The organism is Hymenobacter sp. (genome assembly GCF_031398885.1).
GTDB lineage: Bacteria > Bacteroidota > Bacteroidia > Cytophagales > Hymenobacteraceae > Hymenobacter.
Window position 1 is genome coordinate 17,984 of record NZ_JANNOD010000073.1, and the last position, 11,580, is coordinate 29,563.

Genomic DNA, 11,580 nt, shown 5'->3' on the forward strand with positions numbered 1-11,580 from the left:
AAGGCCAATGAAAACGCGCGACCAAGAATACCGGGAGCTGTTCATGGCCGAGGCGCTGGAGTACTACGACTCCATGAGCCGGCACCTGAGCGAGCTGGAGCGCAACCCCAACGCCGGCCCGGCCCTCAACGAGCTGTTCCGGCTCATGCACAACCTGAAGGCCAACGCCCGCGCCATGGGCTTCACGGACCTGGGCGAGGTGGCGCACCACCTGGAAACGCTGTTCGGGATGATTCGGGAACGGGAGCGGACGTTCAGCGGGCCGCTCATCCGGGTCGTGTTTGCGGGGGTCGACGCCCTGGGCGGCATGATTCGGGCCGTGGGCGCCAACCAGCCCCTGCCCGCGGCCACCGCCCTGCTCGACAACCTTGACCGCTTGGTGCGGGGCGAGGCGCCGGTGCTGGAAGCGGTGGACGCGCCGGACACCGACGAGGAATCCGCCAAAAAGATGGAGCTGTCGGACCTGGTGTACATCCAGGTCAAGAAGCTGGACAACCTGCTCAACCTCGTGGGCGAGCTGGTCATTGACCGCGACCGGATAATGACGCTGGCCCAGGAAATTGGCAATCCGGCCTTGGTGGCCACCGCCCAGCACCTGTTCCGCATTTCCGACGACTTGCAGTACAGCGTAATGGACGCCCGCCTGGTGGGCGTGGGCGTGCTGCTGAACAAGTTTCCGCGCGTGGTGCGCGACGTGTCCACCGCCGAAGACAAGGATGTGGAGCTTACCCTGAGCGGGCAGGACGTGCAGATTGACCGCAACATCCTGCAAATCATTACCGATGCGTTGCTGCACCTGGTGCGCAACGCCGTCAGCCACGGCCTCGAAACCACGGCCCAGCGCCAGCAGGCGGGCAAGCCGGCCGTGGGCCAGCTCACGCTCTCGGCCCTTACCGAGCGCGACGACGTGCTCATCCAAGTCCGGGACGACGGCCGCGGCATCGACACCGAGGCCGTGCGCCGCAAGGCCGTGGAGCGCGGCCTGACCACGGCCGAGGCCGCCGTGGCCCTGGGCGAGCAGGCCGTGTGGGCCTTTTTGTTCGAGCCCGGCTTCTCGATGGCCCAGAAAGTAACCGACATTTCGGGCCGCGGCGTGGGCCTCGACGTGGTGAAGCTGGCGCTGGACTCGCTGGGTGGGCAGCTGCGCGTGGAATCCCGACTGGGCGTGGGCACCACCTTCACGCTGGTGCTGCCCACCTCCATTGCCGTGAAGGGCGCCCTGCTGGTGGAAGTAGACCAACGGCCCTACGCCGTGCCCCTGCTGCACACCGACACGGTGCTGGCGCTGCATCCCGGCCAGATTGCGGTGGTGGGCGGGGTGTTGGTGACGCATTTTCAGGAGCAGGCCGTGCCGCTGGTGCCGTTGCGCCAGCTGCTTTACGACGAAGGCCACGAGACGCTGCCTTTTGCCACCAAGGCCGACCTCACCGGCCCCCAGCAAGTGCTGGTGGTGAACTACAACAGCCGCCGGCTGGGCCTGCTGGTGGACCGCTTCATTCGCCAGCAAAACATCGTTATCAAGCCCCTGAGCAAACCTTTGGACACTATTGACTTGTTTGGGGGCGTTACCTTGCTCGGCAGCGGGCAGGTCTGCCTCGTGCTCGACGTGCCCGCCCTCACCCGCCTCTTTATTGCCAAGCGCCCCTAAGCTCTCCTTTCTTTCACCCCAGTTCTCGCAGCTGCACCTCCCCCTATTTTCGACGTTATGGATTTATCGATGACCGACTTAGAGCGTGATATAATCCGCGAGATTTTGAACATCGGCCTGGCCCGCGCCGCCGACTCGTTTGCCATTATTGCCCAGGAACGCGTTCTGTTGGAAGTGCCGAACATCGACTTGCTGATGAGCGACGATATTTTGCGCAAAGTGCGGGAGTATCAGGCCAAGCACGTGCCCATCCAGTCCGATATTCGGGGGGACTTCAACGGCACCACCCTGATGTTTTTTTCGGGCCAGCACTTGCAGCGGCTCTCCCGCGTGTGCCTGCGCATGCAAACGGCCGAATCGTTGGACATGAACGAGCTGCAGGAATCCCTGCTGCTCGAAATCAGCAACATCATCACCGGCGCGCTGGTCACCCAACTGGCTAACATTCTCAAGGCCAACATCTACGGCGCCCCGCCCACCGCGCCCCGCGGCGACATTGCCGACACCATGCAGAGCCTGCTGCCGCAGCAAATGCTCCAGCCCCTCATCTTTTCGGTCATCACCCAGTTTTCCGACAAAGACAACATGGTGGAGCTCCCGCTGATGCTGTTCTTTGACCGGGTAACTTTTGAGAAGATTCTGGAAATTATCCGCAGCTACGACTTTCTGGGCAGCCAGATGTCGGCCTAGCGCTGCCACTTGGTTTCGCTGAAACGCCATGCCGCGCGGCGCCGAAGCGCCTGCGCCGTCGAAACGATTTCGCCCGTGCGAGACAACCAGTCGGACCACCTGTACGCTTACTTCGGCACGACCATCCAAAATCAACTAGCCACGGGGCGCAGATGCTTCGGCTCCGCGCGGCATGGCGTTTTGTTCTCCTCGCCGTGGCGGCCGGTGAGCTTTGGCCCGGTCTTGCTGCTTCATAAACTGTTTCCCATTGATTCCGATGCTTAAAACCGATGCCGCGCTGGCAAAAAAAATAGAATCCTTCGACCCCAATGCGCCCGGCGAGGCCGGCGGCGGCTTGTTTGGCCTGCCCTTCACGCCTGCCGAAGCCCAGGTGGTGGTGGTGCCCGTGCCGTGGGAGGTGACGGTGAGCTACCGCGCCGGCACGGCCGAAGGCCCGGCCGCCGTCCACGAAGCGTCGCTGCAAGTCGACTTGTACGACCCGGACCTGCCCGACGCCTGGAAGCTGGGCCTGGCCATGGAGGAAGCCGACGAAGCCATTGCCGCCGCCAGCCGCCAGTTGCGCCCCCTGGCCGCCGGCTACATTGCCTGGCTCGAAGCCGGCGAGCCCGCCGCCGACCAGGGCCAGTACGGCAGCGCGCCCGCCCGGGCCACGGCCGAGGGCGAAAAAATGCTCCAGTGGCTCAAAGCCAAAACCGGGGCCCTGCTCGACGCCGGGAAAGGCGTGGTGGTGCTGGGCGGCGACCACAGCACGCCCCTGGGCTACCTGCACGCGCTGGCCGAGCGGCACGAGGCCTTTGCCATTCTGCAGTTCGACGCGCACTGCGACCTGCGCCCGGCCTACGAGGGCTTCCGCTACTCGCACGCCAGCATCATGCACAACGCGCTGGAACTGCCCCAGGTGAAGAAGCTGGTGCAGGTGGGCATCCGCGACATGTGCCAGCAGGAGGCCGAGTTCATCGAGCACTCCAACGGCCGGGTGGCCCTGTTCAGCCAGCGGTTTTTGAGCGACGAGAAATTTGCCAAGAAGTCCTGGAAGAAGGTGTGCGGCAAAATCATTGCCCAGCTGCCGCCCAAAATTTACATTAGCTTCGACATCGACGGACTGGACCCCAAGCTGTGCCCCGGCACCGGCACGCCCGTGCCCGGCGGCCTGGAGTTCGAGGAAGCCACCTATTTGCTCCGCGCCATCGTGCGGGCGGGCATCACCATCATCGGCTGCGACCTCAACGAGGTGGCGCCCGGCGACACCGACTGGAACGGCATTGTGGGCGCGCGCCTGCTCTATCAACTTTGCAACTGGATGGCCGTATCCCAGGGCCGCCTCGTAGCCAAAGGCATGGCTGCGGAATAATCTGTTCACCCTAAATCGTTACGCTTATGCTCGGTTTTATTCTCAAATTCATCCTCACCGCCGTGCTGGTTTACGGCCTGAGCATGGTGCTGCCGGGCGTGGTGCTGGGCGGCTTCGGCAGCGCGGCCATTCTGGTGCTGGTGCTCGGCGTGCTCAATGCTGTGGTGAAGCCCATCCTTAAAATTCTGGGCTTCCCCATCACGGTGCTCACCCTGGGCCTGTTCCTGCTGGTCATCAACGTCATCATCGTGAAGCTGGCCGACTACCTGATGAGCAGCTTCGACGTGCACGGCTTTCTCAACGCGCTGCTGTTCAGCATCGCGCTGTCCATCGTGAACGCCGTGGTTGATTTAGTAGTCGACTAGAAACGCTTCACCTGCCAAATAAACGAGCCCCAGCTTCTCAGGTTGGGGCTTTTTATTTGGCGGACGCGGCTGGGTGAGCGAAGGTGCTCAGTGAAGCCAGCGCCCGTCGGAATCGCACCGCGTTTGAATTATGCTAGGATTACCAATTTGCTAAGGATGGAGCTGATGCCGCCCGTAGTGGCGAAAAAATCCTACATTACTGTTTCAAATTTTTCTACTAAAGCTTTCACTATGAAAATTATTACCAAAGTTCTGTGGGTACTGGTGGCGTTTTTGGGCATTACCCCCGCGTCGCGGGCCCAGTTCACGGTCACGTCTGCGTCCTATTTGGGTGATGCCAGCAGCACCGATGCGGCGGCGGGGTGCCGCATTCAGGCGGATGGTACTATCGTGCTGGCGGCCAACATTGGAGCAGCCCAGCCCGGCGGGCTGCCGGCCACGGTGCTCAACAACGCCGGGGCCACGGCCGGGGGGGCCATTCTGCGGCTGAGCCCCGACGGGCGCACCCTGCTCTCGGTCACGCGGTTGGCCGCCCAGGTGACCGATTTGGCCCTGGACGGCAACGACAACATCCTGGTGGCCGCGGGCCTGGCCGGCGTGTTCAAGCTGCCGCCCACGGCCGGCTCGCTGACCTGGAACCGGCTGAGCGGCACCTTCATCAACCGGGTCGACGCGGCGGCCAACGGGCATTGCGCGGTACTGCGCCCGAGCAACGTGGCCGACCCCGACGGGGCCGCCGGCAACGGCCAAGTGACCTTGCTGGCCCCGGACGGCAGCGTGGTCAGCACGTTCACGGGGTACAACAACACCCAGGACGTGTGCCTCGACGGCACCACGCTGGTCACCGTGGGCTGGCGCCAGGCCACGGCCTTCGACGGCACTCGCAATGAGCCGGTGCAGATTGCCTACTTGCGCGGCCACAGCTACGCCGGGGCCGTGACCTGGACGGCCTACGACTGGTCGACGGACCGGACCTCCCCCCGCTTCATCAACCGGCCCACTAACAACATGGCCGACACCCGGGGCTACCGCTGCTCCATCGGGCGCGACGGCAAGCTCTACGCGGCCTTCGAGTGCGCCGGGGGCAACCACATCTTCCGCTACAGCACCACCGACATCACCCAATCGGCCAGCATCGTGGGCGGCGACCAATACCACAACTTCAGCAACACCCGCTCGGAGCACAAGACGTTTCTGGCGCGTTACGAACCCGCCACCGGCGCGTACCTGCGCGGCCAGCAGCTCGTGAACCGGCTGCCCAGCGGGGCCGGCAACACCATCCGGGTGAAGGGCGGCGAAATCCGGGCCGACGAAACCGGCCGCGTGTACATTGGCGGGGCCGCGGCTTTCGGCCTGCCCGCCCTCACCCTCGACCCGCCCGGGCTGGGCACCTACACGGGCGGGGCCTGGCTGATGGTGCTCAGCGCCGACCTGACGCAGCGGCTGTTCGTCACGCGCCTCAGCGCGGGCGGCCAAACCGCGGCCCTCGATGCCCGCGTCATCGGCGGGCAAAGCGCCCGCCTGGCCTGGGCCGGGCGCACGGGCTCCGACCCGCAATACGTGCTCAACCCCCTGCAGGCCGCGGCCGGCGGGGGCACCCAGGACGGATTTTTCGCCGTTATCGGCTCCTCCGGCCCGCTGAGCACCAGCCCCGCCGCTGCCGAGGGCCGCGCTGCGCGGCTGTATCCGAATCCCGCCCGCGGCCAGGTTGCGCTGGCCTACCACGCCGCCCAGGCCGGCCCCCTGACGGTGGAGGTGCGCAACGCCGCGGGCCAAACGGTGGCGGTGCCCCGGCGGTTTGCGGTGCCGGCCGGCGCCGGCCAGATAACCGTGCCGCTGCCCGGCCTGTCGCCCGGCTTCTACCTGGTGCGGGTGCAGCAGGCCGAGCGGCTGAGCACGCACAAGCTGGTGGTCGAGTAGCCCGGCGTTTCGTCGGGCGGTGCCTTTTGGCGCGGCGCTCCGTACCCCTGCTCCCTGCTACGGGGCGACCATGCTCGAATTCTGGCAGTTTTTCGGCACCACAAAGCCCGCCCCGACTGAACGGATGCGGGTTTTTGTGGTGCCGGAAAGAAAGTAGTTACATCCGCCGGATATCGGCCCCCAGCGCATTCAGGCGCTGGTCGATGGCCTGGTAGCCGCGGTCAATTTGCTCGACGTTGAGAATGGTACTGGTGCCCTCGGCCGAGAGGGCCGCGATGAGCAGCGCCACGCCGGCCCGGATGTCGGGCGAGGTCATGGTGATGCCGCGCAGGCGGGTGCGCTGGTCCAGGCCGATGACGGTGGCGCGGTGCGGGTCGCAGAGGATAATCTGGGCGCCCATGTCGATGAGCTTGTCCACGAAGAACAGCCGGCTCTCAAACATCTTTTGGTGGATGAGCACCGTGCCCTTGGCTTGGCAGGCCACCACCAGCACAATGCTGAGCAAGTCGGGCGTGAAGCCCGGCCAGGTATGGTCGCTCACGGTCAGGATAGAGCCGTCGAGGTAGGTGCTGATTTCGTAGTGCGGCTGGGCCGGAACGTGAATGTCATCGCCCCGGAATTCGAGTTGGATGCCCAGCTTGCGAAACGTGTCGGGGATGAGGCCCAGCTGCGGAATCTGGCAGTCCTTGATGGTGATTTCGGAGCCCGTCATCGCCGCCAAGCCAATGAAGGAGCCAATCTCAATCATGTCGGGCAGCATGCGGTGCTCGGTGCCGCCCAGGCGGGTCACGCCTTCGATGGTGAGCAGGTTCGAGCCGATGCCCTGAATGTTGGCACCCATGCGCACCAGCATCCGGCACAGCTGCTGGAGGTAGGGCTCGCAGGCGGCGTTGTAGATGGTGGTGGTGCCCTCGGCCAGCACGGCGGCCATCAGGATGTTGGCCGTGCCCGTCACCGAGGCTTCGTCGAGGAGCATGTGGGTGCCGGTCAGCCTGCCCTCCACCTTGATGCGGTAGAAATCCAGCCCTTCGAGCGTGAGCTTGCCGCCCAGCTTCTCCAGGCCCAGAAAGTGCGTGTCCATGGGCCGGCGGCCAATTTTGTCGCCGCCCGGCTTGGGCAGTTGGCAGCGCCCGTAGCGCCCCAGCATGGGCCCGAGAATCATGACCGAGCCGCGCAGGGCGCCCGCCTGGGCCACGAACTCCGGCGTGTCCAGGTAGTCCAGGTTCACGTGCTCGGCCTGGAACAAGTAAGTATCCGAAGCCAGTTTGCCCACCTTCACGCCCATGTCGCGCAGCAGCTCGATGAGCTTGTTGACGTCGCGGATGTCGGGAATGTTGCTGATGGTGACCGGCTCCGAAGTCAGCATGACCGCGCAGAGAATCTGAAGAGCTTCGTTTTTGGCGCCCTGGGGCGTGATTTCACCGCGCAGCGCTTTGCCGCCGCGTACTTCAAATGCTGCCATTCTGGGTTAGTTGTCAGTTATTGGTTGTCGGGTATTAGCTGCCAGCGGCTCGTTGCTCATCAATGGAGTTCCTACGAAAGCCCTGACAACTGACAACGAGCAACGAACAACTAAAAACCTACTGCGGAGGCTGCTGGGGCTCCTGGCGGCCTTTTTTGCGCTTCTTGCCGTTTTTGTTGCCGAAGGCGTTGCCGTTGCTGCGGCCTTCGCGGCTGTCGCGGCCTTCGCGCCGGTCGCGGCTCTGGGGTTCGCGCTGCTGGGGCTGGGGCACGACGAAGGCCGGGGTGCGGCCCGGGCCCATTTCAAACAGGTTTTCGCTGTCCACCACGGCCGGGTCGAGCCGGAGCTGCCCGCCCGAAAGCTCGCCCAAGTGGCGCAGGATGGTCACGTCCTTGGCGTTTTCCTTGTTGTGCTGGCGGTACAAGAACTTCATGGTCCGGCCAATCTGCACGGTGGCCTGCTCGCGCTCAGCGGGGTCTTTCATTGTCACGGCTTTGGCAATGAGGGCCTCCACGGCCGCCCCGTAGGCGCGCAGCTTGGGCGCCTGGCGGGGGTAGGGGACGCGGGCCGGCTTCTCGGTGCGCACCGTGAGGCTGCGCAGGGGCACCGGGGCGTCCAACGCCACTTCTTCGCCGGCCATGGCGTGCAAGTGGTTCCAGAGGCGGGTTTGCACCTCGGGCAGCTCGCGCAGCGCCGGCTGCAGGCGCAGCATGAGCTGCACAATCTGCCCGGCCCGCTTGGTGCGCTCCGCTTGGTCTTCAATCTGCGCCAGGCCCAAAATGAGCTGGTAGGTGCTGTGCCCGTATTCGCGCACCAGCAGTTGCAGGTGGAAGGGGAGGGTGGTGAGGTCAGTCATAATAGGGGTAAAGCGGGCCCGCCGGGGGCGGGGCGCAGGCCAAAGATAGGGCGTTGGCGAATTGGTGAGACCCGGCAGGTCCGGGCGACGGTCGTAGCGACGCCTGCTTGCGTCTTCACCTTGGAAAAGCCGGAACGGCAGCCTTGCCAACGGCATGGAGCCGGGTCGTTCAGTGCCGAAACGCAAACAGGCGTCGCTACGAATGCACGCGCAGCTTGGCAAAGCTCAGCAGCAGCACCTTTTCGCCCACTTCCTCGAACACGATGGTGGCCTTGGTGGTGCCCTGCTGGGTTTCGAGCGCGCTCACCACCCCAAAGCCGAACTTGGCGTGCTCCACGCGCTGCCCGCTTTGCAGGGTTGAGGTATCGGAGGGCGTGAAGTCGGCGGGGGCCACGTATTTGGTGGCCACCACTTTGCGCGGCGCGGTCGGAATCAAATTCGAGCGCCGCTCGAACACGTGCTGGAACGGCGACTCGCCCGCGCCCGGCCCGGCGGCAAACTTAAAGTTGACGTACTGCGGGTCGATTTCGTCCAGAAAGCGGCTTTTCTCGCAGCTGCGCAGGTTGCCCCACTGGTAGCGCGAGGTGGCGTAGCTCAGCGTGAGCTTCTTCTCGGCCCGCGTGATGGCCACGTAGAAGAGCCGGCGCTCTTCCTCCAGGTCGGCCCGCGAGGTTATCATCATCTGGCTCGGGAAGAGGTTCTCCTCCATGCCCACGATGTACACGTTGCGAAATTCCAGGCCCTTGGCCGAGTGAATGGTCATCAGCGTCACGGCCTCGCCGTCCTGCTGGGCGTCCTTCACGTCGGAGTCCGTCACCAGCGCAATGTCCTGCAGAAAGGCGCCCAGGGTCTTGTCCTCGCGCTCGGGGTCGTCCACGTATTCCTTGATGCCGTTGAGCAGCTCCTGCATGTTTTCGTAGCGGGAAAGGCCCTCGATGCTTTTGTCAGCGTACAGCTCTTCCAGCATGCCCGAGTTTTTGGCAATAAACTTGGCCGCTTCGAACGCGTCTTCCTTGGCCGCCACCACGAGGTAGCTCTTGATTTTTTCGGCAAAGCCCACCACCGGGTTCGACACCCGCGCGGCCAGAAACTGGTCGGCGTGCGCCACCACTTCCCACAGCGTGTGGTTGGTTTCTTCGGCCGTGGTAATCAGCTTGCTAATCGTGGTGTCACCAATGCCGCGCTTGGGGTAATTAATTACCCGGCGCAACGCCTGCTCGTCGTTCTGGTTGACCGTGAGCCGCAAGTAGGCCACCAAATCCTTGATTTCCTTGCGCTGGTAAAACGACAGGCCGCCAACAATTTTGTATTTAATATTTAATTTTCGCAGCGATTCTTCCATCGCGCGGCTTTGCGCGTTGGTGCGGTAGAGAATGGCAAAATTGTCGTAAGACAAATGCCCGTTCATCTTGTCCTCGTAAATGGAATTGGCCACCAACTTTCCTTCTTCGTTGTCGGAAGCGGCTTTCAATACTTCAATCAGGGTCCCGTCCTCGTTCTCCGAAAATACGTCCTTGCGCAACTGCGCCTGGTTATTTTTAATTACCGAATTCGCCGCCCACACAATATTTTTCGTGGAGCGGTAATTCTGCTCTAATTTAAATACTTGTAATTCCGGGTAGTCTTTCTCGAAATTAAGAATGTTGGTAATGTCCGCGCCGCGGAAGGCGTAAATGCTCTGGGCGTCGTCGCCCACTACGCAGATGTTTCGTTCTTTCGCCGCCAGCTTGCGGGTAATCAGATACTGCGAGTAGTTCGTGTCCTGATACTCGTCCACCATCACGAACCGGAACATGTTCTGGTACTTGTTCAGCACGTCGGTGTGCTCCTTGAACAGCACGTTGGTGTTGAAGAGCAGGTCGTCAAAATCCATGGCGCCGGCCTTGAAGCAGCGCTGCTGGTACTGCTGGTAGAGCACCCCGATTTTAGGCCGGAGCGCGGCCTCGTCGTCGGCTTTGATGGCCGCGTCGCTCAGGTATTGGCCGACCGAAATCAGCTTGTTCTTGGCCGCCGAAATGCGGCCCAGCACCAAACTCGGCTTGTAGAGCTTGTCGTCGAGCTCCAGCTCCTTTACAATCTGGCCCATCAGGGTGCGGGTGTCCTGGGTGTCGTAGATGGTGAAGCTGCGCGGGTAGCCAATTTTGTCGGCCTCGGAGCGCAGAATTTTGGCAAACACCGAGTGGAAAGTGCCCATCCAGAGGTTGCGGGCGTTGGGGCCCACCACCTTTTCCACGCGGGCGCGCATCTCCTTGGCGGCCTTGTTGGTGAAGGTCAGGGCGAGGATGTTGAACGGGTCGACGCCTTTTTCGAGCAGGTGGGCAATGCGGTAGGTGAGCACCCGGGTTTTGCCCGAGCCGGCGCCCGCGATAATCATGCACGGGCCGTCGGTTTGCATCACCGCGCCGGCCTGCGACGGGTTGAGAAGGGATAAATAATCTAGTGCCATCAGCAAATTAAGCCGCTTTTTGAGCGGTTCTGCAAAGATACGGCCCGCCGGGCGGGGGGCGCAACGAAATTTTGCCCCCCGCGCCGGGGCTACCTTTGCACAATGATTATTATCCGGGAAACGGTCATCTCCGACGACATCGCCGACAACTTTTTTGTCTGCAACCTCGAAGCCTGCAAGGGCGCCTGCTGCGTGGAGGGCGACCTAGGCGCCCCGCTGGAGGAGGCCGAGCTGCGGATTCTGGAGCAGGAATACGCCAGCATCAAGCCCTTTCTCACCGACGCTGGCCGCGCCGCCATCGGCGCCCAGGGCCACTACATCAAGGACTGGGAAGGCGACTACAGCACGCCCACCATCGAAGACAAGGAGTGCGCCTACGCGCTCTACGACGAGCGCGGCATCCTGAAATGCGGCATCGAGCAAGCCTACCTGGCGGGCGCCACCACCTTCAAAAAACCCATCAGCTGCCACCTGTACCCCATCCGCATCACCAAATACGACGGGTTCGAGGCGCTGAACTACGACCGCTGGGGCATCTGCAACCCGGCCTGCGCCTTTGGCGATTCGCTGGGCGTGAAGGTGTACCAGTTTCTGAAGGATCCGCTCATTCGCAAGTACGGCGAGGGCTGGTACGGGGAGCTGGTCCGGGAGATTGAGAACCCCACGCCGGAGAAGAAATAATGCTCTTATCGGCAAATTAAAGAACGTCGTGGGGGGGCTGGCGAAGCAAATTGGGGGGTGGAATAAAGAAAATTTTTATTTATGGTTAAATTCATATGGAAGCGGAGAAAGACGGTGACGCAAATTAAAATGGAAGGGGGTGTTTAAACGCGTTGTACAAA

Annotated in this window: 9 protein-coding genes; 6 read left to right on the forward strand and 3 right to left on the reverse strand. The window is 62.8% G+C overall.

Going from position 1 to position 11,580, the window contains the following annotated elements:
* The first annotated feature begins 7 nt into the window (after nt 1-7).
* The 5 genes from RMO51_RS14870 to RMO51_RS14890 all read left to right on the forward strand — a co-directional run bounded on the left by RMO51_RS14870 (nt 8) and on the right by RMO51_RS14890 (nt 5,974).
* The gene (locus RMO51_RS14870) at nt 8-1,648 is read left to right on the forward strand and encodes a chemotaxis protein CheA (protein WP_310395883.1); all 1,641 of its coding nucleotides are present in this window, start codon (nt 8-10) and stop codon (nt 1,646-1,648) included.
* 57 nt (nt 1,649-1,705) lie between these two features.
* A complete protein-coding gene (locus RMO51_RS14875; RefSeq protein ID WP_310395885.1) occupies nt 1,706-2,338 on the forward strand; it encodes a chemotaxis protein CheC in 633 nt (210 codons plus the stop codon).
* Nucleotides 2,339-2,594: 256 nt separating this feature from the next.
* Nucleotides 2,595-3,689, forward strand: a complete 1,095-nt coding sequence (locus tag RMO51_RS14880) for an agmatinase family protein (protein ID WP_310395886.1) — start codon at nt 2,595-2,597, stop codon at nt 3,687-3,689.
* A gap of 26 nt (nt 3,690-3,715) precedes the next feature.
* A complete protein-coding gene (locus tag RMO51_RS14885; RefSeq protein WP_310395887.1) occupies nt 3,716-4,054 on the forward strand; it encodes a phage holin family protein in 339 nt (112 codons plus the stop codon).
* Between the two features lie 231 nt (nt 4,055-4,285).
* The gene (locus tag RMO51_RS14890) at nt 4,286-5,974 is read left to right on the forward strand and encodes a T9SS type A sorting domain-containing protein (protein ID WP_310395889.1); all 1,689 of its coding nucleotides are present in this window, start codon (nt 4,286-4,288) and stop codon (nt 5,972-5,974) included.
* A gap of 157 nt (nt 5,975-6,131) precedes the next feature.
* Here the strand turns inward: RMO51_RS14890 and murA are convergent, their stop codons facing one another.
* The 3 genes from murA to RMO51_RS14905 all read right to left on the reverse strand — a co-directional run bounded on the left by murA (nt 6,132) and on the right by RMO51_RS14905 (nt 10,738).
* Entirely contained in the window at nt 6,132-7,436 is a 1,305-nt protein-coding gene (gene murA, locus RMO51_RS14895; protein ID WP_310395891.1) for a UDP-N-acetylglucosamine 1-carboxyvinyltransferase, read from the reverse strand.
* Nucleotides 7,437-7,554: 118 nt separating this feature from the next.
* Nucleotides 7,555-8,292 (reverse strand): DUF4290 domain-containing protein, encoded by a 738-nt coding sequence (locus tag RMO51_RS14900; RefSeq protein ID WP_310395893.1) that lies wholly within the window; start codon nt 8,290-8,292, stop codon nt 7,555-7,557.
* Nucleotides 8,293-8,488: 196 nt separating this feature from the next.
* Nucleotides 8,489-10,738 carry a UvrD-helicase domain-containing protein gene (locus RMO51_RS14905; protein ID WP_310395895.1) on the reverse strand — a complete coding sequence of 750 codons (2,250 nt, stop codon included), beginning with the start codon at nt 10,736-10,738 and terminating at the stop codon, nt 8,489-8,491.
* Nucleotides 10,739-10,840: 102 nt separating this feature from the next.
* Here RMO51_RS14905 and RMO51_RS14910 point away from each other — a divergent pair, with 102 nt between their 5' ends.
* Nucleotides 10,841-11,419, forward strand: coding sequence for a DUF3109 family protein (locus RMO51_RS14910; protein ID WP_310395897.1), 579 nt, complete (start codon nt 10,841-10,843; stop codon nt 11,417-11,419).
* Nucleotides 11,420-11,580 lie beyond the last annotated feature (161 nt).